Origin of the sequence: Bradyrhizobium sp. LjRoot220 (genome assembly GCF_964252915.1) — a bacterium.
Taxonomy (GTDB): domain Bacteria; phylum Pseudomonadota; class Alphaproteobacteria; order Rhizobiales; family Xanthobacteraceae; genus Bradyrhizobium.
Map to the genome: position 1 here is coordinate 214661 of NZ_CAXUPS020000002.1, position 22536 is coordinate 237196.

Sequence of the window (22536 nt, forward strand, 5' to 3'; positions counted from 1 at the left end):
TCGCCGGCCGGAATCGTTGAGTCTGAAAGACATCCTGGATGGGGCAGAGGGCCGCCGCTGGAATTGGGTCGGGCCGCGCATTGGCGCGGATAGGCCGGCGTTGCCTTGACGTAGCGCTTGGTCTGCGCTCGTCACTCGCAACCTTCGTGGTGCTCGCCGGCGTGATGGTGGCGTCTCACAGCCAGGCGCAGGATCCCGTCAAGGGCGAAGCGACGTTCACAGCGTCCGGCGGCTACGCGCGGCTGGTGCTGAAGCTCGCCGAGGACGTCGAGTCCGACGTCATCACCGCCGGCTCGATCATCGTGATCCGCTTCAAGCGGCCGGTGGACATTCCCGTCGAAAAATTGAGCGATGCGGTGCCCGATTATGTCGGGTCGGCGCGGCGCGATCCCGATGGTTCGGCGATCCGGCTGTCGCTGGCGCGGCGGGCGACGATCAACACCATGACGGCCGGTGAGCGGATCTACGTCGATTTCCTGCCCGATAGCTGGACCGGCCCGCCGCCGACGCTGCCGGCGGACGTCATTCGCGAACTGGCCGCGCGGGCCCGGGCGGCCGAACGCGCGCTTCGCGCCCAGCTCGCGGTCGCCGCGTCGAAGAAGAAGCCGCCGGTGCGTGTCCGCGCCTCGATGCAGCCGACTTTTGTCCGCTTCGTCTTTGAAATGCCCAACGGGGTCAACGTTTCTTCGGTGCTGAACGAGCAGAAGCTGACGCTGCAGTTCAACGGCGTGCTGGCGTTTGATCTGGCCGATGCCAAGGTGGCGGCGCCGCCGAATATCGCCTCGATCACGCAGCGGACCGATGGCGATTCCTCCGCCGTCGATATCGTCTTGATCGGCGAAGTCGACGTGCATTCCTTCCGCGAGGAAAAGAACTACGTCATCGACGTCGCCTTCCAGCAGGCGGACAAGCCGGCGGCGGAACAGGCGCAAGCCCCGGCGGCTGCGCCTGTCGTTGCGCGTGCGCCGACGCCGGGTCGATCGGGGATCGCAGCGCAGATCGCGACGGCCGAGGCGGGCGCCCACACCAGGCCGCTGAACGATTCCATACCGCCGCAGCAGCCGCCGCAGCTTCCGCCGGTCACGTCGGAGGCAATCGCCCAGCAGGCCGGGATCGAGATCAAGCCGGGCGAGCCGCAGCAGGCGCCGCCAGCACTTGAAAAAGCGCCGCCGGCCCCCGAGACAGCGCCCCGCGCGTCCGAGACAGCGCCGCGCCCGACGCCGGTCGTCGAGCAGGCTGCTGCCGCGGAGAAGCCGGCGCCTCAGGCGGCTGCGACGGCACCCGCTGCGGAAAAATTGCCGGTTGCGCCTCCGCAGCCAGCGCTTGCGGCTGACAAGATGGCTCCGGTGGAGACGCCGAAAGCAGCGCCGCCTTCGCAAGCAAGGCCCGCCGCCGCGATGGAGTCGCCAAAACCGGTGGCGCCGAAGAAAGCCCCGGCGGCTGCCGTTGAGGTTCCGAAGCAAGCAGACCCTCCGGCGGCTTCCGTCGAGGCGAGGCGGGACAGTGACGGCCTGCGCGTGATGTTCTCGTTTGCCGCGCCGACGCCGGCGGCCATGTTCCGTCGCGCCGACACGGTGTGGCTGGTGTTCGACCAGACCGGACCGATCGATGTCGAGCCTTTCCGCGCCAAAGGCGGGGCCATCATCGGCGACGTCAGCCGGCTGCCGCTGGAAAAGGGCCAGGCCATACGCATCCGGCTCAATCGTCCGCTGATGCCGTCGCTCGAAGGCGATGGCCGCGCCAACGGCATCGTCTGGACGCTGACATTTGCCGATCGCATGCAGGCGCCGCCGCTGCCGCTGCAGGTGTTGCGCAACATCACCGATCCGGCGCTGGCCAATGTCAGCGTGCCGCTGGCGAACCCCGGCCTCATGCATCGGCTGGTCGACCCCGACGCCGGCGACACGCTGCTGGTGGTCACCGCGCCGCCGCCGACCCGCGGCTTCATCAAGCGTCAGGACTTCGTCGAGCTGTCGCTGCTCGAATCCGTCCACGGCGTCGTTATCCATCCCAATTCCGACGATATCACCGCCGAGGTCGGATCCGACAAGGTGATGCTCGGCCGGCCGGGCGGGCTGACGCTGTCATCGGCCGACGTCTCCGCCGAACGCGCCACCGCCGCGGTGCGGCCGCTGTTTGACGCCAAGGAATGGCGCAAGAACCGCGAGGAGAATTTTCTCAACCGGCTGGATGCGCTGATCAACGCGACGGCCGCCGCCGGCGAGGACAACGTCTCGCACGCGCGGCTCGACCTCGCCAATTTCTATATGGCGCGCGGGATGTTTCATGAAGCGAGGGGCGTCACCAACCTCATCCTCTCGGAGACCAAGGTGGGGTCCGAGGAAGCCGCGGTGTTGATGGTGCATGCGGTGGCCAGTATCCTGATCGGCAACCCCGAGCGGGGATTGAAGGACCTTGCCAATCCGGCGATCGGCAACGGCTATGATTCCCAATTGTGGAAGGCGCTCGCCTTTGCACGTCAGGGCAAATGGGCGGACGCGCGCGAGAAGTTCAAGAACGCCGAATTCTCGATCGCCGCGCTGCCTCTGGAAATGCAGCGCATCGTCACCGCCGATGCGATGCGGGCGGCGCTCGAAGTCAAGGATTACGCCGGCGCCTCGCGCCGCCGCAGCGAACTCGAGGTGGTCGGTATCCCCAAGGAGATGAAGCCGGAAATCGCGGTGTTGCGCGGCCGGCTGGCCGAGGCGCTTGGCCACGACAAGGACGCGCTCGATGCCTTCCGGTTCGCCGCACACTCGGCCGACCGCCCCTCGGCTGCCGAAGGCAAGCTGCGCGAGGTGCTGTTGCGTCAGAAGCGCGGCGAAATCGGCCAGCCCGAGCTGCTGCGCGAGCTGGAAACCCTGTCGGCGATCTGGCGCGGCGATGCGATCGAGCTGAAGACACTTTCCGTGCTCGCGCAGCTCTATTCCGACGCCGCACGCTACGGGGATTCGCTCGCAGCGGCCAAGACCGCGACCCGGCTGCAGCCGAATTCCGAATTGTCGCGCCAGGGCCAGGACGCCGCGTCCGCGCTGTTTGCGCAGCTGTTTCTCAGCCCCAAGGGCGAGGACATGAAGCCGATCGATGCGCTCGGCCTGTTTTACGAGTATCGCGAACTGACGCCGATCGGCCGCCGCGGCGACGAGATGATCCGCCGCCTGGCGGACCGCCTGGTCGCGGTCGATCTGCTCGATCAGGCCGCCGAGCTGTTGCAGTATCAGATCGAAAAACGGCTGGAGGGTGCCGCGCGCGCGCAGGTGGCGGCGCGCCTGGCGATGGTCTACCTGACCCATCGCAAGCCGGATCGCGCGGTCGCCGCACTTCGCACCACGCGCATCGCCGATCTCTCGGGCGAGTTGCGCCAGCAGCGCCTGTTGCTGGAGGCGCGCGCGCAAAGCGACGTCGGACGCCACGATCTTGCGCTCGACATCATCTCCAACATCACCGGACGCGAGGCGATCCGGCTGCGTTCCGACATTTACTGGGCGTCGCGGCAGTGGCGCGAGGCCTCCGAACAGATCGAACTGTACTATGCCGATCGCTGGCGCGACTTCAAACCGCTGAACGCGGTGGAGCGGGGCGACGTCATCCGCGCCGTCGTCGGCTATGCGCTTGCCGAGGACGCCATCGGGCTGGCGCGCTTCCGCGAGAAATATGCGCCGCTGATGTCCGGCGAAGCCGACCGGCTGGCGTTCGACATCGCCAGCAAGCCGGCCGCCGCCAGCAGTGCCGAATTTGTCTCGATCGCCAGGATGGCGGCAGGTGTCGACACGCTCGATGGCTTTATCCGCGAAATGAAGGTCCGCTTCCCCGACGCCACCGCCCGCGCGCCGGTTTCGCCCGAGACAGCCAAGGGCGAGCCGGTCCACACCGGCGCCTTGCCCGCGATCGTTGGATCAAAGCGCGCCGATGCGGCAAAATAAAGCCGTACCGTTCCGAGCCTGAGCGGGGCCGCCGGATTTGCACTCCGGCCTTGCGTCGCGTAAGCGAAACTCACACATCAAGCCGTATGGATTTGTCGTTCGATGCCGCTGACCCGGGGCCGAATTATAGGACACGACAACGAGCGATTGGCGTTCAAGTTCACCATGTTGAATGGGGACGAGACGATCGAATGCCAGATCAGTGACGCCGCCATGGACGAGCTTGCCGGCGTGAAGGGGACCGAAAGCCTGGCCAGGCAGGCGCAGTTTGTGGCGTTGCGAGATGCCGTCGAGCGCATCGCATCCGACATGTTCGACGCGGCACCGGCCATGAAGGGCTATGTCGTCAGGATATTTACCAAACACATCCGAAAATAGCCGTGCGGCTCGCGCGGGCGTCGGTCTGGCGCGAAGGGTGCTCGGCTCTATTTCGACATGATTTCATAGACCCTGACGCTCGATATGTACGGATTGCTCCGCGCCATCGCCTCGGCATCATCAAGGCCTGCGGCGTTTACGATCGTGTAGCCGGTGATCGATTCAAGACCCAACGGCAAATCCCTGGTGCCGGCCTTGGAGATTTCCCGGCCTCTGCTGAAATGGCCGCCCATATCGACGATGTTGTCCTTCATCGCCTCGAACCATTTGCCCCAGGCGGCCATGATTTCCGGCGTGGGCTTTTCAAATCCATAGTGCAACAGAACGAATTTCTTCACGATCTGCTCCTTTACTGGGGTGAGGCGGTCGTCGTCGTTCCACGCCTGCGCTCGGCGAGGTCGAACATCTGCGGCAGTTTGCGAATAGGCGTCACCGGGCCGATGATTTTCGCGCGATTGGCTGCGATGGCGTCGTCGAGCGACACGCTCATGCTCACGATCTGGAGCACGGCGTCGAATGGTGCTTCCAGCGTCGCCTTGCAATCGGTGATGCCCCGATGGATGGCGGTTCCGCTCTCGCTGCCTGCAACGGTGAAGTCGGCAGACTTTTTTCCATGCGTCACGATGAGCCCCACGTTTATCTTGATCACCGGCGTGCGTTTGGCGATGGCGTCAAGCCCGAGCATGACCCAATCCGGCTCGAATGCGTCCCCGGGCACCGGCGGAAACAAAAAACGTCCGCCCCAGCGGATCAATTCCCGGATCGCCGGCTGAATTTCGCGGCCGATCTCGGTCAATTCGTAGACCTGCGCGTTGGCCGGCCTCGGCAGCGCAGTTCGGCGTATGATGCCGCTTTCGGCGAGGTCTGCGAGGCGCGCTGTCAGCAAGGTCGGACTCATGCCCCCGAGGTGGTCCTGAAGGTCGCTAAATCGTTTCGGCCCAAGCAAGAGTTCTCTGATGATCAACAGCGTCCAGCGTTCGCCGATCATCTCCGCCGCACGCGCAAGCGCACAAAACTGCGGATAATGGAGATTGCTCATTCCGGAAGGTTCAAGTTGCCGGACCCTAACTGGAGTTGCGGTAGGCGAGGGCGATCAGAGGGCCCACGATCAGGAACTGCAGGAAAGTGAACGCCGTCTCGAGAAATACGTAGTCGGAGATCGAAGCCATCGGATGCTTTGCCGCGACGGCCAGCGTCGTGAATGACCACGACAACAGGCCGGCGCCGAATCCGTAGAGCAGTCCATTCTTCAAGAGGGAACTGCGCTGGCCAGGAAACAGGAGGGGATAGGCCCATGAAAAGATCACGCTTTGAATGATCATCGAAGCCAGCCCGAACGGGATGATGGGGTCGGCGCGGTAGATGTGAAGTGAATGATACTGCGATTCGAACAGCACGAGATGCCAGACAAAGGCGATCGGAAACGAGGGAACCAGATAGGCAGCCATACCGAGCCAAAGACGGCCGGCACTTGCCGGGTGTCGTGTCGATGGAGCCATCGTCATCGGTGATCCGATATGCTACATTTTTAATAGTACATACTACAAAATATGGAGTCAACCAACCGAGGTTTAGTTCGGCCGAAATTCCAGTCCGAATCAGCGGTTTTTTTCATCCCCTCGACAGATGGCCTCCGAACCGGCAACCTGTGGCGCATAAAACCAAAGACACCACGGGGGGAGCCGTTGCCATGAGCAAGCCAGCCAAGACCGAAGCCGAACTCATTGCGATGGCAAGGGCCGAGTTGAAGGTCCATGCCGATTGTCCGGATGGAATGGTGATCTCCGTGCTCCGCGATGGCGATTCCTGGGAGTTCCGCGCAAGTGCCGAACAGGCGACGATCGACAAGCCAGGCTATCCCGAATGCGTCGCGATGCTGGTGCAGATCGGCGACCACCTCAGCAAGCAGTATGATTTCAAGGGGTGAGTTTTCTCGTGGGCAGACCGCCGCATAGCCGCAGGAGTGCCAGACAATTGGTCGTGTGCATCAGCAGCGCAGATTATCCGGCATCGCTGGAACGACGAAAGATCTACGTGGCGCTGCGTGACGTGGCTGCAGAAAAGCAGGGGATGCTGCGTATCGCGGACGAGTCAGGGGACGATTATCTTTATCCCGCCGCGCTGTTCCGGACGATCGCGTTGCCGCGATCGATCAAGAAGGCCGTGTTGGCCCCGTGAGGAAACCGAGACGCTAGGGGTAGCTCGGCGATCATCTTGGCTAGCAATAGGGTCGAGCGGTGAGGGGTCACCGCTGCCTATTTCGCAGGCCTGCGCACGGCGTAGGCGGTGCGAAGTCCGGGCACGAAGCCGCAAGCCTCGTAGAACCGGTGCACGCGCGGATCGGTGCGGCCGCTTTGCATCAAGACCTGATAGCAATCCTGCTTCCACGCCTCGGCGAGGGCTGCCGCGACCACCGCGCGGCCGTGGCCGCGTCCCTGAAAATCGGGATGGGTGGCGACGTTCTCGAGAATGCCGTGCTGCCGGCCGCCGCGCAGCAGGTTGGGCGCGGTGATCAGCGTGCAGGTTGAAACGATTCTACTGTTTTCATCCGATACGAAGACCGCCAGTCCTTCGCGCGCGAGGATCTGCGCCCAAATTATGCTAGCCCGCGCCGGTTCTGCGCTTTTGCTGACATCGCAAGCGGCAAACAGCGTCAGCAGCGCACCGAGATCGGCGGCATTTACCAGTCGCGCAATTGTCATCGGTGAGCTCCTTGTTTGAAACGGTTTCGGTCCCAAATCGTACCGTCCCAAGCGGCGCAAATTACGAGAGACGGACTAGGTTTGATGGACAATCCCGGGAAGAATACGCGCGGAGCCATGGTTCCGGTCGCGATAGCCGTCGTGGTCGCGGTGATCGGCACGGCCGCCATGCTGCTGGAATTCGGCACGAGGGACGAGGTGGCGGGCAACGGCATCGGCATGGTCACGACGGCTGTCGTTGAGAGGGCCGGCGCGACCGCGTATCCGACCGCCCGTGACATCGGCGCGGATCAAATCCACTACGTCCCGTAACTCTGCACCAGGCTTCCTGCCACCAGCGACCAGCCGTCGACCAGCACGAAGAAGATCAGTTTGAACGGGAGTGACACCACGACCGGCGGCAGCATCATCATGCCCATCGACATCAGCACCGAGGCTACCACGAGGTCGATGATCAGGAAGGGCAGGAACAACAGGAAGCCGATCTCGAAAGCGCGCTTCAATTCGGAAATCATGAAGGCCGGCACCAGAATCCGCAGCGACATGTCGTCCGGCGTCGCCGGCGGCGGCTCGCGCGACATGTCCAGGAACAGCTTGAGGTCCTTCTCGCGCACATTCTTCAGCATGAAACCGCGCAGCGGCACGGACGCCTTTTGCAGCGCTTCCTCGACCCCGATCTGGTTGGCGACCAACGGTTTGATGCCGTCGTCATAGGCTTTTTGCAGCACAGGCCCCATCACGAACGCGGTCAGGAACATGGCCAGCGCAATGATCACGGAGTTCGGCGGTGCGGTCGCGGTGCCGAGCGCGGTGCGGAGCAGCGACAGCACCACCACGATCCGGGTGAACGACGTCATCATGATCAGGATCGAGGGCGCGATCGAGAGGATCGTCAGCAGCGCGATCAGCTGGATCGCGCGTTCGGTGACGCCGCCACCGCCCTGGCCGAGATTGATACTGATGTCCTGCGCCAGCACCGGGTCGGCGAGCGATCCGGCGGCTATCAGTGTGGCAAATAATACAACTCTACGCGGGGCTTTCGCCGATCTCACGAAGGAGACTTCGGGCGGCCGAGCAACGAGGCCATTTCGTCTTCGAGGTTCTCAAACCCGCTCTTCTGCGGTGCTGCGGGGGCCGGCGTCTCGCTGCGCGAGGGGCGGGCGGGCGGCGGCTCGGGCGCGACCGGAGGCGCGATCGGGGCGTCGGCCGGCCGGCGCAAGGCAGCTTCGAGCCGCTGCGCCATCTCGGCGAGATTCTGGTCGGCGCTGGACTGCGGCGGCGGCGCCGGCGGAGGCGGCGGGGCCGCCGCGCGCTCGGGCGCGCGGACCGGCGGCGGTGCCTTCGACGGCTCCAACGGGCGTTGCGGCCGCGGCATCATCGGCTCGCTTCGCTCGGTACGGGTCAGGCGCGGCGGGGCCGGATCGGGACGCGGTTCGGGGCGGCTGGCGATCGGTTCCGGCGAGAAGCCTGCCAGCGGGTCGCTGCGATCGTTGCGGCGCTCCGCCATCGGCGGCGGCACCGGACGACGGATTTCGTCGGCGAAAGCGGGGCGTGCCGGGCGCGGCGGCGGCTCGGGCATCTGCGGTTCGGCGTGATCGAAGGGCTCGCGCGCGCCATCGTCGTTCCAGCCGGCGTCCGGCAGCGGCGCGATGCGCGGCGGCTGCTCGCCGGTGATCGCCGGCCTGGCCTGCTCACGGCCGGGCATGGCACGGACGATATTGGGTTCCACCACGATGTCGCTGGGGCCGCCGATCATCAGGAGATGTTCGACATTGTCGCGCCGAACCAGCACCAGCCGCCGGCGGCCGTCCACCGCGGCGGCGTCGATCACGGCCAGCCGCGGCATCCGCCCGCGATTGGGGTTGGCGCCGAGGCGGTTGGTAGCGAAGCGGCGTACCAGCCATGCGGCGACGCCAATCAGCGCCAGCACAGCGATGAATGCGAAGATGAAATATGCTGTCTGCATTCTCTAGTCCCCGGCCTCAGGCCGTTCTCACATGCTTGCTTCGAGGTGTGTGGATCTGATCTTTCCAAGTTGAACATGATTCTTCCGAATCCATGTCCCGAAGATCCGTCGAACCGACGAATCACGCCCGAGATCAGCCTTATTTCTTGATTCCCCACGGCAAACGCTGCCGCCCATTAATTAATAGACCAAGAATCGCTTGATCCAAAACGACTTCTGAGCGCCCCGGGCCGCGTTGGCCGCTGCTGGTTAACGCAGGCATCGTGGCGAAAATGCGCTCTTTTCGCGTCAGCTCCGGCGCAAGCGCGTTGTCCACGGCCGGTTTCGGCGGATTTTAACCAGCCGTTAACCATACACCGGGCAAATTCTGCCTACCTCGCGGCGTCGGCCAGAGGTTAACGAGGACCCGCTCGCGATGGCCATCAACGATCTTCCGATCCTGTCGGCGCTGCGCACCAAGATGCAGTGGCATCAGGAGCGCCAGCGGGTGCTCGCCGAAAACATTTCCCACGCCAACACCCCGAACTTCAAGCCGCGCGAGCTGATCGAACCGAAATTCGACAACAAGGGTTCCGCCGCCAGCGTCGGCGGAACATTCGGATCGATGGGAATGATGCGCACCAGCGCCAGCCACATCGGCCTGTCCGGCGGCGCCCAGGCCTTCAATGGCGATGGCGGCAAGAGCGGATTTCTGACGCGGCCCGCCGGCAACGCCGTCAATCTGGAAGACCAGATGATGAAGGTCTCGGCCAACCAGATGGACTATGCGGCGGCCACTTCGCTCTACAGCCGCAGCCTCGGACTTCTCAAAACCGCCATCGGAAAGCGCTGACGCGCTGCAATTTAAGGGAACCGGATCATGGCAGATGATGGTGGAAGCGACTTTGCCCGCTCGATGAGCATCGCAACCTCGGGCCTGCGCGCGCAGGCCGGGCGGATGCGGGTGATCTCGGAAAACATCGCGAACGCCGATTCCACCGCGCCGAATTCCGCCGGCGATCCCTATCGCCGCAAGGTGCCGACATTCACCTCGGCGCTCGACCGTTCGATCGACGCGCGGGTGGTGACGCTCGGCAAGGTGCGCACCGACCAGTCGCCGTTCCGCATCAAGCACGAGCCGAGCAACCCGGCGGCGGACGCCGCCGGCAACGTCAAATATCCCAACGTCAACCCGCTGGTCGAAATGACCGACATCCGCGAAGCCCAGCGGTCCTATGAGGCCAACCTCAACATCATCAGCGCCACGCGCCGGATGATCCAACGCACGCTCGACATCCTCAAGGCCTGAAACAGGAATCATAGACCATGGCTTCACCGACCGTTGCAGCAAACGCCTACGCCGCGCTCTCGCGCATCATGGAGACCGGCGGCGCGGAGAAGGGCGGCCAGACCTCCGGCGGCCCGTCGTTCGGCGCGCTGCTCAAGGATGCCGTCGGCAGCGTGATGGAAGCCGGCAAGAAGTCCGACGCCCAGTCCATCGCGATGACCTCGGGCAAGGCCAACGTCATGGACGTGGTGACGGCGGTGGCCGAGACCGACGTCGCGGTCTCGACCCTGGTGTCGGTGCGCGACCGGGTGATCCAGTCCTACGAAGACATCATGAAGATGCCGATTTGACGTCCTTGGACGTCATCCCGGGGCGCGCAGCGAACCCGGGATCTCGAGATTCCGGGTTCGCTTCGCGCCCCGGAATGACGCTGTGGAAAGAGCGAGTCAAAACATGACCGGTGCTGAAACCCTCGACGTGGCGCGCGATGCGATCTGGACCATTGTCGTGGTGTCGTCGCCCTTGATGGTGGTCGGGCTTGTGGTCGGTGTCGTGGTGTCGCTGTTTCAGGCGCTGACGCAAATCCAGGAGCAGACGCTGATTTTCGTGCCGAAGATCCTCGCGATCTTCGTGACATTGCTGCTGGCCTTGCCGTTCATGGCGGATTCGCTGCAAGGCTACATGATGCGGATATCGTCGCGAATCATAGGCGGATGATGCACTGTGGCTAGGTCATGCGCGTCGATATATCCCTGCTGCCGGCCCTTGCCGCCACTTTCATGCTGGTGTTTGCCCGCGTGGGGGCGATGGTGATGCTGTTGCCGGGGTTTGGCGAGAGCAACATCCCGGTCCGGATCAAGCTCGCGATCGCGCTTCTGTTGACGCTGATCATCCTGCCGCTGCACCGCGCCGCCTATCAGGTCGATTTGACCTCGATGAGCGCGATGGGCGTCCTGATGGTGCACGAGATCATCATCGGCGTGGTGCTCGGCGCCACCGCGCGGGTGACGCTGTCGGCGCTGGCGGTCGCAGGCTCGGTGATCGCCCAGCAGCTCGGCCTCGGCTTCGTCACCGCGGTTGATCCGACCCAGGGCCAGCAGGGCCTTCTGATCGGCAACTTCCTCACCATCCTCGGCATGACGCTGTTGTTTGCCACCGACAGCCATCATCTGGTCATCGCGGCGCTCAACGAGAGCTACCGGATCTTCTCGCCGGGCGAGACGATGCCGACCGGCGATGTCGCCGCACTTGCGACCCGGGCTTTCACCGCCGCCTTCAAGATCGGCCTGCAATTGTCGGCGCCGTTTCTGGTGTTCGGCCTCGTCTTCAACCTCGGGCTCGGCATTCTGGCGCGGCTGATGCCGGCGATGCAGGTCTATTTCGTCGGCGTGCCGCTCTCGATCATGATCGGCTTCCTGATCTTCGCTGCCGTCATCACCGCGATGATGGGCACCTATCTGAACTACTTCACCGGCGTCATGCACGAGCTCACGCCGCTTCGATAAGATAAAGCCAGGGCGCCGCGATGGCCGACGACAGCGACGATAAAACAGAAGACCCCACGCAAAAACGTCTCGATGACGCGCATGCGAAGGGCGACGTTGCCAAGAGCCAGGAGGTCAACACCTGGTTCGTGATCGCCGGCGCGACGCTCGTGTTGTCGACCTTCTCGGGCTCGATCGGCGGCGGCATCCTGATGCCGCTGCGCAATCTGATCGCCAATGCCGGCACGCTGCGCGCCGACGGCACCGCGCTGCTGCAACTCGGCAACACGCTTGGCATTGCCGTGCTGGCGGCGATCGGTGTGCCGCTGCTGATGCTGATGATATCAGCGATCGCCGGCAACATGATCCAGCACCGCCTGGTGTGGTCGTCGGAATCGCTCACGCCCAAATTCAGCAAGGTGTCGCCCGGCGCCGGCTTCAAGCGCGTCTTCGGCAAGCAGGCGCTGGCAAATTTCCTCAAGGGCCTGTTCAAGCTGATAGCGCTCGGCGCCGTCATGATGGCGGTGCTGTGGCCGGAGCGCCACCGGCTGGAGTCGTTTCTGGCCTTCGACCCGTCGGCGATCATGGGCGTCACCACCAGTTTGACGCTGCATCTGATGGGGGCGGTGGTCGCGATGCTCGCGGCCGTGGCGATCGCAGACTACTTCTTCCAGTATCGGCAGTGGTTCCAGCGGCAGAAGATGTCGCTGCAGGAGATCAAGGACGAGTTCAAGCAGTCCGAGGGCGACCCCCACATCAAGGCCAAGATCCGGCAGTTGCGCCAGGCCAACATGAAGAAGCGCATGATGGCGGATGTGCCCAAGGCCAGCGTGATCATCACCAACCCGACCCACTATTCGGTGGCGCTATCCTACGACCGCGGCATGTCGGCGCCGGTCTGCGTTGCCAAGGGCGTCGACAATATCGCCTTCAAGATCAGGGAGATCGCCAAGAAACACGACATTCCGATCGTCGAAAACGTGCCGCTGGCGCGCGCGCTGTACGCCACGGTCGACGTCGACGACGAAATCCCGGTCGAGCACTATCAAGCGGTCGCCGAAATCATCGGCTTTGTCATGGGGCTGAAGCGCGAGGTTGCCGGCCGGCGCAACTGATGGATAGGCCAGAAATAACCCTGAAATGCACACAACTTGTCAAATAGCCGCCTGATGGACTTGCGCTTGCCGGTCCGATTGAGGCACTCAGGGGAGGCGCGCAAATCAGCGCGCCTTCCATGCCGACGGGCTTTGCGTCCCCTGATATGACCGCCGAAACCGACAGCCATCCGTCCCCCGAGCCCTTCGCGGCCCATGAGCCGGCGCGGCGGAGCGGCAGCATCGTGCTGGTGCTGCTGGTGGCCGCCGGCATCGTCGCGGTCGCGGTCGTGCTGATGACCATCGGGCGCGCCCAGGCCCAGCCCTATATCCTCGGCGTGCTGGCGCTGCTCGCCATGGTCGGCCTGTTCAACCTGTTCGCCTTTGCCGCGGGCATTATCCGTTTTACCGACCGCAGCGCCGACGATCCGGTGATGGGGCGCATCGCCGACCACGCCTATGACGGGCTCGCGGTCACCGACTCCCGCGGCCACGTCGTCTATTCCAACGCCGCCTATCTGGCGCTGACCGGGGCGGCGAGCCCCCAGGAAGTGCGCCCGATCGAGCGCGTCTTCATTGGCAATCCCGACGTGTCGGAAGCCGTGTTCCGCCTGCTCAAGGCGGCGCGCGAAGGCAAGCGGCAGCAGGAGGAAGTCCGGATCGCAGGGACCGACGGCGCCCACGGCCGCTGGCTGCGGATGCGGGTCCGTCCCCTCGGCGCCAGCAAGCGCGAGGCGAAATATTCGGTGTGGTCGATCGCCGACATCACCCGGGACCGCGAACGCCAGGAGGACGTCTTCAAGGAGCTGCAGCATGCGATCGAATATCTCGACCACGCGCCTTGCGGCTTCTTCTCGGTCAGTCCTGCCGGCGAGGTCGTCTATGTCAATGCGACGCTGGCGGGCTGGCTCGACCACGACCTTGCCGAAATCGGTTCGGGCGGGTTGAAGCTGACCGATATCGTATCGGGCGACGGCGCGTCGCTGCTGACCTCGATCGTGGCGGTGCCGGGCGAGGTCAAGACCGAAGTGTTCGACATCGATCTGCGCATGCGCAGCGGCAAGACCATGCCGGTGCGGCTCTATCACAAGCTGGCGTTCGGCGCCGACGGCGTGCCCGGCGCGTCGCGGACGCTGGTGATCAGCCGCGCCCGCGACGAGCATTCCGATCCGGAGCGCGCCGCCGAAGTGCGCTTCATGCGGTTCTTCGACCACACCCCGATGGCGATCGCGACCGTCGACCGCGCCGGCGCGGTGGTGCGCGCCAATGCCCGCTTCGCCAAGCTGGCGCAAAGCCTGAGCGCGGACGGTGCCGCGAACAAGTCGATCTTCCACACCGTCAACGCCCGCGACCGCAGCCTGCTGATTGCGGCGATCAACCAGGCCGCCGAAGGGCAGGGCGACATTGCGCCGGTCGAAGCCATGCTCGACGGCGTCAAGGAGCGCTGGGCGCAGTATTTCGTCACCGCGGTCGAGGAGGACGAGCGCGAAACCGAGGCCGCGATCGTCTACATGCTGGAGACCACCGAGCGGCGCACGCTCGAGAACCAGATCAACCAGTCGCAGAAAATGGACATGGTCGGCCAGCTCGCCGGCGGCATCGCGCACGATTTCAACAACGTGCTCTCGGCCATCATGATGGCCAACGATTTCCTGCTGAACGCGCACAAGCCGACCGACCCGTCGTTCCAGGACATCATGCAGATCAAGCAGAACGCGACCCGCGCTGCGACCCTGGTGCGGCAGCTGCTCGCGTTCTCGCGCCGCCAGACCCTGCGGCCGCAGGTGCTCGATCTCGGCGACGCGCTATCCGATCTCACCATGTTGTTGCGCCGCCTGATCGGCGAGAAGGTCAAGCTCGACCTGGTGCACGGCCGCGACCTCTGGCCGGTCAAGGTCGACGTCTCGCAATTCGAGCAGGTGATCGTCAATCTCGCGGTCAACGCCCGCGACGCGATGGCCGACGGCGGCAAGCTGACGGTCAGGACCAGCAACGTCACGACGGATGAAGCCGCCCAATTGTCCTACAAGGGCATGCCGGCGGCGGATTACGTGCGGATCGACGTATCCGACACCGGCACCGGAATCCCTACCGAGATCGTCGACAAGATCTTCGAGCCGTTCTTTTCGACCAAGGAAGTCGGCAAGGGCACCGGTCTCGGGCTGTCGACTGTCTACGGCATCGTCAAGCAGACCGGCGGCTTCGTCTACGTCGATTCGAAAGCCGGCGAAGGCACTTCGTTCCGCATCTTCCTGCCGCGGCACCGTCCCGAACTGGAAGCCGCCCCCGAGCCGCAAGCCGTCAACGGCGCGAAAGAAGCCGCGGCTGAGGCGCCGAAGCCGCAGGCCGATCTGACCGGGCAGGGCACGATCCTGCTGGTGGAAGACGAGGACGGCCTGCGCTCGCTCAACGCGCGCGGTCTGCGCTCGCGCGGTTACAGTGTGATCGAGGCCGCCAACGGCCTCGAGGCGATGGAAGCGCTGGAGGAGAAAAACGGCGCCGTCGATCTCGTCGTCTCCGACGTGGTGATGCCGGAAATGGACGGCCCGACGCTGCTCAAGGAAATGCGGCAGCGCAACCCCAACCTCAAGATCATCTTCGTCTCCGGCTATGCCGAAGAGGCCTTCGACAAGAGTCTGCCGGAAAACGAGCAGTTCGCCTTTCTCGCCAAACCGTTCGCGCTCAGCGCGCTGGTCGCGAAGGTGAAGGAGACCATGACGGCGTCGTGAGACCGCTCCGACTTTCGGTCAGCGTCCCCCCGATTTCAGGATTTATTGCGCGGCGGCAACGCGGCCCTGTTCCCGACGTTTGAGCCGGAAGCCTCACGAGACCATACATTTGCCGTTCTGAATGGGGTTAAGGTGTCCGGCCGGTGCCGTCCTGGCTGCGCACCGCACCGATGCTGTTCGAGAAGGCAAGCTGCATGACAGATCCTGCCACAGTCCCTGACGCGGCCGAAGCCGCGGAAATGGTGCATTTTCTGCGCCGTTTTGCCGACCTGATGTCCAACGGGCAAAACGCCGAATATTTGATGCGGACGGCCGATCTGCTGGAGTCGCTGATGGCGCGCGTTTCAGGCGCCCACGATGAGGAGCAGCTCTGGCGATACAAGTACGAAACCCTGACCCATCAAAATGACGAGCTGGAAACCGAGTGCGAAAGCCTCCGACATGACATCGAGCGGCACGTAAAACTCTCCAGTTTCATCATCACCGAGCGCGATACGCTCAAGACGACGCTGCAGGAGCGGGAGGCGGAACTGCGCGAACTCGGCAACGCGCTGAAGCAGGAACAGGACGCATTGAAGCTTGAACGAGGCACCTTGAAGCAGGAACAGGAAACGTCGGCCGCGAACGCGCAAGCCCATGAAGGCGCCCTGGCAGAACTTCGTGCAGGGATCGATGAGGAGCGTGTCGCACTGAAGGCAAGCCTGGATGCGAGCATCAAGCAAATCGAGCAGCAGCGTAACGACTTTCTGCGCGAGCGCGACGAGCTCTCGGCAAGGCTGTCGCAGAGCGAGGCCGTCATGGCCGAATTCCGGCTTGCCTTTGACCGGGAGCGTGACGATTGGCAATCCCGGTTGCGATCGCGCGAGGATGAATTGGCGGCGATCCGCGTCGCGACCGCGAACGAACACGAGGAGCTGCAGCAAAGAATCGAGGCGCTCGAGGCCAAGCGGGAGGAGCTTCGATCGGCATTTGACCGGATCAGCCAGCTTGGCGTGACGGACCAGCCTGCGGCGGCACAGGGCGGTTCGCTCCCGGTCCAGCCGCATGACCGGGATTCGGTGCCCACAGCAAACAGCGCCATGGTGCCGAAAGAGACCTTGCGTCAAGCACGGGCGCAATTCGAATTTCTGGCCAAGGAATGCGTTCGCCGCGGCGATGTCGCGACCCAGGCGATGTGCGAACTCGGGGCCCACACGATGGATCAGGCCCTCGTGGCCGAGGAAACGACGCATCCATCGCCGGTCGGTGAGGTGGCGTTAAGCATCCTTGGGCCCATCGACCCGCGTCCGACTCGCCAGGTCGGCGCGGAAAACTTGCGAATTCCAACAGGTTCAAGCCCACAACCGGCCTAATCGTCACATCCCCGCGACTGAGGGCCGCAGCTTTGGTTCCCGTTTACGGCTTCACTTTTAAGCGGGTCTGCCCATCTTAGGGGCTGCTTCCCCATGCCGGGGAATTGAGGAAACAGATATGAATTTCTCGCAACGCACGCGCGGAATTGTCCGGGCCTTCGCCATCGTCCTGTCGCTGGCGGTTCCCGCCGCGATGGCCATCACGGCGGCTGACGCCCGTGTCGGCGGTGGCAGCAGCTCGGGTTCGCGGGGATCGAAGACCTATTCGGCTCCGCCCAGCACCACTACGGCGCCTAACGCGGCGCAGCCGATGAACCGTACCTTTAGCCAGCCGGGCGCTCCGGCGGCCGCTGGTGCAGCCGCAGGGGCGGCCAAGGGCGGCTTCTTCAGCCGGCCCGGTATGGGCATGATGATGGGCGGTCTCGCTGCCGGCTTCCTCGGCGCCGGCCTGTTCGGCATGCTGTCCGGCGGCGGGCTGGCCGGTGGCCTCGGCGGATTGGCGTCGATTATCGGCCTCGTGCTGCAGATCGGCCTGATCCTGATCGTGGTCAAGCTGGCGATGTCGTGGTGGCAGCGCCGCCACACACCCGCGAACGCTTATGCCAATAATACCGGACCTGCCGCGGGTTCAGCCCCGCCACAGACCGGTGGCGGCTTCGGTTCCGGAATGGGCTTTGGACTGGGATCGAGCACCCCCGCGCCGCTCGAGATCGGGCCTTCTGATTACGAGGCGTTCGAACGGCTGCTTGGCGATGTCCAGGCCGCATGGTCGAACGAGGACGTCGCGAAGCTGCACACGCTCGCAACGCCCGAGATGGTGTCGTACTTCACCAAGGACCTCGAGCAGAACAAGGCCAACAACGACATCAACAAGACCTCCGACGTCAAACTGCTGCAGGGTGACCTCGCGGAAGCCTGGCGCGAAGGCCAGACAGACTATGCGAGCGTCGCGATGCGCTTCTCGCTGGTCGACAAGACGCTGGAGCGTGGCACCAACCGTCTGATCTCGGGCAGCGACACCCCGATCGAGGCGACCGAGGTGTGGACCTTCGCCCGCCAATCCGGCGGACATTGGGAACTCTCGGCGATCCAGCAGACCAACTGATCTTCTGCTGAACGCTAAACATGCAAGGCGCCGCGGTTCATTCCGCGGCGCCTTTTGCTTTGCCGCTGTGGATTCGGAATAATGATTGCCGCGGCGTGTTGATGACGGCGTTACCAACAAGAACAATTGGGAGGATTCGATGAACCTGGTTTTCAGAATAACCTCACCGGCCTGTTTCGCCCTCGCGGCGGTCACGCTTCTCGCCGTCGCGCCGGCACAGGCGCAATCGGCCGACACCAGTTTCTTCGTGACCAGCACCCCGATCGGCAATGGCGGCAATCTCGGCGGCCTCGCCGGGGCCGACAATCAATGCCAGACGCTGGCGCAGGCCGCCGGCGCCAATGCTTCTGGAGTCAAGACCTGGCGCGCCTACCTCTCGACCCAGGCCGCTGATGGCAAGCCGGTCGTCAATGCGCGTGACCGCATCGGCAAGGGGCCGTGGAAGAATTCCAAGGGCACCGTGGTCGCCAAGGATGTCGCCGAGTTGCACGGCGCCAATAACCTCACCAAGCAGACCGCGCTCTCCGAGAAGGACGAGGTCATCAGCGGCCGCGGCGATACGCCGAACCGCCACGACGTGCTGACGGGGTCGCAGCCGGACGGAACGGCGTTTGCAGCTGGCGACGACCGCACCTGCAAGAACTGGACGAGCAGTACGCAGGGGGCCGCGATGGTCGGGCACATCGACCGCGTCGGCCTGCGTGACGACGAGGCCTCAAAATCCTGGAATTCGTCGCATCCCTCGCGCGGACCGGACGGCGGCTGCTCGCAGAACGACCTGAAGACCACCGGCGGTGACGGCCTGATGTATTGTTTCGCGGCGAACTGAATTCATTCCGGAACGGGGAATACGGAAATGAGCCGATGAAGATCATCGACGCGCAGGTTCACATCTGGTCGCAAACCGTGACGCCGACGTCCGGCCTGCATCGCAAGGTCGAAAGGCTCACGGCCGAGGAGGTGTTGCAGGAGATGGATGAGGCGGGGGTGGATGCCGCCTTGATCCACCCGCCGAGCGGATGGGATCCCGATTCCAATGCGCTGGCGATCGAAGCGGCCCGGAAATATCCGGACCGCTTTGCCGTCCTGGGCAATTTTGCGCTCGAAAATCCGGACGAGCGCAAGCGGATCCATGGCTGGCGCAAGCAGCCTGGCATGATGGGCCTGCGCTGGCCGCTGCTGCTCGAAGAAGACCAGAAACGGCTCTACGACGGTTCGCTCGACTGGATGTGGCCGGCGGCCGAAAAGGAGGGGCTGCCGCTCGCAATGATGGGCGGATTGTTCCTCCCAAAATTTCGCGAAATCGCCGAACGCCATCCCGGTCTGCGGTTGATGCTGGATCATTGCGGTCTGAACCGGCACGGGCAGGATGCTGAGGCCTTCATCCACCTCGACGAATTGGTGGCGCTGGCGCGATTGCCGAACGTCGCGGTCAAGGCGACCGGCGCGCCGCATTATTCGACCGAAGCCTATCCGTTCCGCAACATCCACGACGGGCTGCACCGCATCTTCGATGCCTTTGGGCCGAAGCGGATGTTCTGGGGCACCGACATCACGCGGATGCCCTGCAGCTACCGGCAATGCGTCACGTTCTTCACCGAGGAGCTGCCGTGGCTGAAGGGCGCCGATCTGGAAGACGTGATGGGCCGCGGGCTTTGCGCGTGGATCGACTGGGATTACGCGAGCGTGCGGGGCTGACTCCCGCTAGTTCAATTTATAGGGCTACCCGGATTCGGAGCGGATATGGTTCTGCATTGAGTGTGCCCACGTGGCGAACGCACTAATCGATGCGAGCTTCGGGTGCCCGGACTGGTACATGAGGTAGAACCCGTAACCCGGCAGTGTGAGTTTCGAGACTTGCACGAGTGCGCGGCTCGCAAGCTCAGGCGCCACCAGCACATCGCTGCAGATCGCAATACCCTGACCCGAGATCGCGGCTTCGATTGCGTGCAACTCTTCACGGAACGCGAGGCTTTGCAGTTGTGCGAGATCGGGCACGCGCTTGAGACGGCTGCGCGCCACCGTCTGCCAGCGTCGCCAATTCGGCGCGTCAAGGTCCGTGGATGGCCAATCGATCTCGATGAGGGGAAAGTTCGCCAGTTCGGCTGGCTTGAGTGACTTGCCCTGATCGCCGACGAGTCTTGGACTCGCAACGACGCGGAAGATGTCGCGGGTCAACTCAATGCAATGACCACCCGGTGGCGGCCTGCGGGCATAGCGGATCGCGATGTCGGCCTCGCCCGCCGCAAGGTCGAGAACCGCATCTGTCCCAAGGATATCAAGTTTAAGGCGAGGAAAAGCGGCGCGCCAGTTCGGCAGCCGAGGTACGAGCCACCGTGCCGCAAACGCATTGGTTGCCGTGATGCGGAGCCGCTCGCCCGTTGTGCCCTGCCGCACTGTCGCCAGTGCATCCGCGAAAGTTTCGAAGCCATCGCGGATCGTCGGGAAAAGCTGTTCGCCCGCCGTGGTCAGCTTGAGCGGACGCGGCCTGCGGCGGAACAGCGCCCTGCCGCAATACCGTTCGAGCAGCTTGATCTGATGGCTGATGGCCGTTGGCGTCACGCGCAGCTCCGCCGCTGCCATCTTGAAGCTCAGATGACGAGCCGCTGCCTCGAAGGCCCGCAACTCGGTTAACGGCGGCAGCTTGCGCATGGCCGCAGTCTAGATGAAATCAGTTCATCCTGCACATGAATTATGCGAGCTTGCGTGGACGGCGCATCGCGGCCGAGAGTGGCGCAGGCGTCTAACACGGTGATCGCAGATGCAGGCAAAAGCCGCCGGCCAGGTCTCGAGCTATCTGGGAGCAATCAAGCGGCTTGCGCCTGTGATCGCAGAGCACCGCGCTGCGTTCGACAGCGAACGCCGGTTGCCGGACGCGGTGTTCGATGCGCTGGCGGACGCTGGTCTGTTCCGCCTGTGGCTACCGCAGGCACTCGGGGGTCCGGAGCTGTCGCCAGGCGATTTTATGACCGTAGTGGAGGCCGCGTCCGAACTCGACGGTTCGGTCGGGTGGCTTGTCGGCAATGGCGGAGGCATGAGCCGGATCGGCGGCTATCTGCCCGAACGGGTGGTGCGGGAGTTTTTCTCAAATCCGCGTGTCTTCGTCACGAGCGCCACCGGTGCTGTCGGCGAAGCGCAGAAGGTGGAAGGCGGCTACCGCGTCAGCGGCCGCTGGCCGTTCGGCAGCGGCGCTCCTCACGCGTCGCACTTCATGGGACTCGCGAGCGCGAAAAGCGCGGACGGCAAGGACGGGCCACCATTGTGCTGCTATTTCGAGCGCCGCGATGTCGTCGTTCACGACACCTGGCGGGTGTCGGGCTTGCGTGCCACGGGCAGTTGCGACTTCGAGGTCGGCAATCTCTTCGTCCCCGAGCAACACACGCACAACTTCCAGGAATCTCGCCCTACGCAGGACGGGATCGTGTACCGGTTGCCCAGGCTGTCGGCGTTCGCATGGACCGTTTCTGTCGTGCCGCTCGGAATCGCGCGTGGTGCGATGAACGCCTTTGTCGAGCTTGCGAGCCGGAAGGCCCGGCTAGGTGTCAGCACCCTGCTGCGTGACCGTGAGATCGTGCAAAGCAACTACGGCCGGGCGGACGCCTTGCATCGTGCGGCCCGCGCCTTCCTGATCGAGGCGATGTCGGAATTGATGGCGGCCTCGGTAGAGGAGGGGCCGCGCCTTATCAGTGCCCGCGCGGTGTTTAGAACGGCTTGCACCCACGCCGCCGAAAGCGCGCTGCGGATCGTCGACATGCTGGCCGCCGAAACGGGAGCGGCGGCGATTTTCGAGACGTCGCCGATCGAGCGCTTTGTCCGCGACGTCCATGCGGCGGTAAAGCACATCGCCATGACCCCGAACAACTATGTGGTGTCGGGCCGGGTGGGGCTTGGTCTAGAGCCCGGCACCCCACGGTTCTGACCCGCATTATGGAATGATCACGATGCTTGCGTGCGGATCTTGACCGATGCGTGCACCGTTCAGGATTCGTTAGCGATGTTCATCAAGGTAAATTTTGTTTTCAAGTTGACGCATGGTGCTGCTCGGCTAGATCATTCAAACGGACGAAGTTGCGTGCAACTTCGCAGGATTTTTCTTCAAGCCAGCAGGTATATCATGTCTCGCGTTATTGCCGCCGCCTTCGCCACCGCGCTCGTCGCTGCCGTCATCCCGACCGCCGCTTCCGCCGGCTGCTATTCGTGCTATCAGCCGCAGCCCTGCTGTTATCAGCAGCAGTATGTGCAGCAGGTGGTGCCGCCGCAGTACCGCACCGTGCAGGAAACCGTGATGGTTTCGCCCGGCCGCGTCAGGGCCTATCGCACCCCGCCGCGGTTTCGCACCGTGATGGTGCCGAAGACCGTGATGGTTTCGCCCGGCGGCGTCCACTACGAGCGCACCGCCCCGCAATACGCCGTCCAGGAGCGCGTTGAAATGGTTGCGCCCGCCCGTGCCTATTACGCGCCGGTGGCGCCGCGCTGCGCCACCTGCGGTTATTGAGCTTCACGCACGCCGCCATCGCCTGAAGCCGTCGCCCTGGT

General features: G+C 64.0%; 26 protein-coding genes. 18 read left to right on the forward strand and 8 right to left on the reverse strand.

Annotation, left to right across the window (positions count from 1 at the left end):
- Positions 1-38 precede the first annotated feature (38 nt).
- Positions 39-3923, forward strand: a complete 3885-nt coding sequence (locus ACSQ84_RS09270; RefSeq protein ID WP_436211372.1) for a tetratricopeptide repeat protein — start codon at positions 39-41, stop codon at positions 3921-3923.
- Positions 3924-4025: 102 nt separating this feature from the next.
- The gene (locus ACSQ84_RS09275; protein WP_436211373.1) at positions 4026-4301 is read left to right on the forward strand and encodes a DUF1488 family protein; all 276 of its coding nucleotides are present in this window, start codon (positions 4026-4028) and stop codon (positions 4299-4301) included.
- A 47-nt stretch (positions 4302-4348) separates the two neighbouring features.
- Here ACSQ84_RS09275 and ACSQ84_RS09280 read toward each other — a convergent pair whose 3' ends face one another.
- From ACSQ84_RS09280 to ACSQ84_RS09290, 3 genes are all read right to left on the reverse strand, one after another.
- A complete protein-coding gene (locus ACSQ84_RS09280; protein WP_436211374.1) occupies positions 4349-4639 on the reverse strand; it encodes a hypothetical protein in 291 nt (96 codons plus the stop codon).
- A gap of 11 nt (positions 4640-4650) precedes the next feature.
- Positions 4651-5289, reverse strand: coding sequence for a winged helix-turn-helix transcriptional regulator (locus ACSQ84_RS09285; RefSeq protein WP_436211375.1), 639 nt, complete (start codon positions 5287-5289; stop codon positions 4651-4653).
- A gap of 76 nt (positions 5290-5365) precedes the next feature.
- Positions 5366-5806, reverse strand: coding sequence for a hypothetical protein (locus ACSQ84_RS09290; RefSeq protein ID WP_436211376.1), 441 nt, complete (start codon positions 5804-5806; stop codon positions 5366-5368).
- A 185-nt stretch (positions 5807-5991) separates the two neighbouring features.
- On the opposite strand from ACSQ84_RS09290, the gene ACSQ84_RS09295 reads away from it, so the two are divergent.
- Both ACSQ84_RS09295 and ACSQ84_RS09300 read left to right on the forward strand, forming a co-directional pair.
- On the forward strand, positions 5992-6228 hold the full coding sequence (locus tag ACSQ84_RS09295; protein ID WP_436211377.1) for a hypothetical protein: 237 nt from the start codon (positions 5992-5994) through the stop codon (positions 6226-6228).
- 53 nt (positions 6229-6281) lie between these two features.
- Positions 6282-6479 (forward strand): hypothetical protein, encoded by a 198-nt coding sequence (locus tag ACSQ84_RS09300; protein WP_436212249.1) that lies wholly within the window; start codon positions 6282-6284, stop codon positions 6477-6479.
- A 77-nt stretch (positions 6480-6556) separates the two neighbouring features.
- On the opposite strand, the gene ACSQ84_RS09305 is transcribed toward ACSQ84_RS09300, so the two are convergent.
- Positions 6557-7003, reverse strand: coding sequence for a GNAT family N-acetyltransferase (locus ACSQ84_RS09305; protein ID WP_436211378.1), 447 nt, complete (start codon positions 7001-7003; stop codon positions 6557-6559).
- Between the two features lie 84 nt (positions 7004-7087).
- On the opposite strand from ACSQ84_RS09305, the gene ACSQ84_RS09310 reads away from it, so the two are divergent.
- On the forward strand, positions 7088-7315 hold the full coding sequence (locus ACSQ84_RS09310) for a hypothetical protein (RefSeq protein ID WP_436211379.1): 228 nt from the start codon (positions 7088-7090) through the stop codon (positions 7313-7315).
- Here ACSQ84_RS09310 and fliP read toward each other — a convergent pair.
- The 3 genes from fliP to ACSQ84_RS09325 form a co-directional block, all read right to left on the reverse strand.
- On the reverse strand, positions 7303-8055 hold the full coding sequence (fliP, locus tag ACSQ84_RS09315; protein ID WP_436211380.1) for a flagellar type III secretion system pore protein FliP: 753 nt from the start codon (positions 8053-8055) through the stop codon (positions 7303-7305). The genes ACSQ84_RS09310 and fliP overlap by 13 nt on opposite strands.
- On the reverse strand, positions 8052-8969 hold the full coding sequence (locus tag ACSQ84_RS09320; protein WP_436211381.1) for a flagellar biosynthetic protein FliO: 918 nt from the start codon (positions 8967-8969) through the stop codon (positions 8052-8054). Before ACSQ84_RS09320 ends, fliP begins: the two co-directional genes overlap by 4 nt.
- Positions 8970-9108: 139 nt before the next feature.
- Positions 9109-9285: a hypothetical protein gene (locus tag ACSQ84_RS09325; RefSeq protein WP_436211382.1), complete on the reverse strand. Its 177-nt coding sequence runs from the start codon at positions 9283-9285 to the stop codon at positions 9109-9111.
- Between the two features lie 99 nt (positions 9286-9384).
- Here ACSQ84_RS09325 and flgB point away from each other — a divergent pair, with 99 nt between their 5' ends.
- From flgB to ACSQ84_RS09380, 11 genes are all read left to right on the forward strand, one after another.
- Positions 9385-9801: a flagellar basal body rod protein FlgB gene (gene flgB / locus ACSQ84_RS09330; RefSeq protein WP_436211383.1), complete on the forward strand. Its 417-nt coding sequence runs from the start codon at positions 9385-9387 to the stop codon at positions 9799-9801.
- Between the two features lie 27 nt (positions 9802-9828).
- Complete coding sequence (gene flgC / locus ACSQ84_RS09335; protein ID WP_436211384.1) at positions 9829-10257, forward strand: flagellar basal body rod protein FlgC; 429 nt, start codon at positions 9829-9831, stop codon at positions 10255-10257.
- Between the two features lie 17 nt (positions 10258-10274).
- Positions 10275-10586, forward strand: coding sequence for a flagellar hook-basal body complex protein FliE (fliE, locus tag ACSQ84_RS09340; RefSeq protein WP_436211385.1), 312 nt, complete (start codon positions 10275-10277; stop codon positions 10584-10586).
- A 103-nt stretch (positions 10587-10689) separates the two neighbouring features.
- Complete coding sequence (fliQ, locus tag ACSQ84_RS09345; protein ID WP_192740264.1) at positions 10690-10953, forward strand: flagellar biosynthesis protein FliQ; 264 nt, start codon at positions 10690-10692, stop codon at positions 10951-10953.
- Between the two features lie 17 nt (positions 10954-10970).
- Positions 10971-11741 carry a flagellar biosynthetic protein FliR gene (fliR, locus tag ACSQ84_RS09350; protein ID WP_436211386.1) on the forward strand — a complete coding sequence of 257 codons (771 nt, stop codon included), beginning with the start codon at positions 10971-10973 and terminating at the stop codon, positions 11739-11741.
- 20 nt (positions 11742-11761) lie between these two features.
- Positions 11762-12835 (forward strand): flagellar biosynthesis protein FlhB, encoded by a 1074-nt coding sequence (gene flhB, locus ACSQ84_RS09355; protein WP_436211387.1) that lies wholly within the window; start codon positions 11762-11764, stop codon positions 12833-12835.
- A 146-nt stretch (positions 12836-12981) separates the two neighbouring features.
- Entirely contained in the window at positions 12982-15543 is a 2562-nt protein-coding gene (cckA, locus tag ACSQ84_RS09360; protein ID WP_436211388.1) for a cell cycle histidine kinase CckA, read from the forward strand.
- Positions 15544-15686: 143 nt separating this feature from the next.
- Complete coding sequence (locus ACSQ84_RS09365) at positions 15687-16895, forward strand: hypothetical protein (RefSeq protein ID WP_436211389.1); 1209 nt, start codon at positions 15687-15689, stop codon at positions 16893-16895.
- A gap of 118 nt (positions 16896-17013) precedes the next feature.
- Entirely contained in the window at positions 17014-18000 is a 987-nt protein-coding gene (locus tag ACSQ84_RS09370; RefSeq protein ID WP_436211390.1) for a Tim44 domain-containing protein, read from the forward strand.
- A 139-nt stretch (positions 18001-18139) separates the two neighbouring features.
- Positions 18140-18829: a lectin gene (locus tag ACSQ84_RS09375; protein ID WP_436211391.1), complete on the forward strand. Its 690-nt coding sequence runs from the start codon at positions 18140-18142 to the stop codon at positions 18827-18829.
- A 35-nt stretch (positions 18830-18864) separates the two neighbouring features.
- Positions 18865-19698: an amidohydrolase family protein gene (locus ACSQ84_RS09380; protein ID WP_436211392.1), complete on the forward strand. Its 834-nt coding sequence runs from the start codon at positions 18865-18867 to the stop codon at positions 19696-19698.
- A gap of 24 nt (positions 19699-19722) precedes the next feature.
- Here the strand turns inward: ACSQ84_RS09380 and ACSQ84_RS09385 are convergent, their stop codons facing one another.
- Entirely contained in the window at positions 19723-20652 is a 930-nt protein-coding gene (locus ACSQ84_RS09385) for a LysR substrate-binding domain-containing protein (protein ID WP_436211393.1), read from the reverse strand.
- A 109-nt stretch (positions 20653-20761) separates the two neighbouring features.
- Here ACSQ84_RS09385 and ACSQ84_RS09390 point away from each other — a divergent pair, with 109 nt between their 5' ends.
- Together ACSQ84_RS09390 and ACSQ84_RS09395 are read left to right on the forward strand one after the other, a co-directional pair.
- Positions 20762-21919, forward strand: a complete 1158-nt coding sequence (locus ACSQ84_RS09390) for an acyl-CoA dehydrogenase family protein (protein WP_436211394.1) — start codon at positions 20762-20764, stop codon at positions 21917-21919.
- A gap of 195 nt (positions 21920-22114) precedes the next feature.
- Entirely contained in the window at positions 22115-22495 is a 381-nt protein-coding gene (locus ACSQ84_RS09395; RefSeq protein ID WP_436211395.1) for a hypothetical protein, read from the forward strand.
- Positions 22496-22536: the final 41 nt, after the last annotated feature.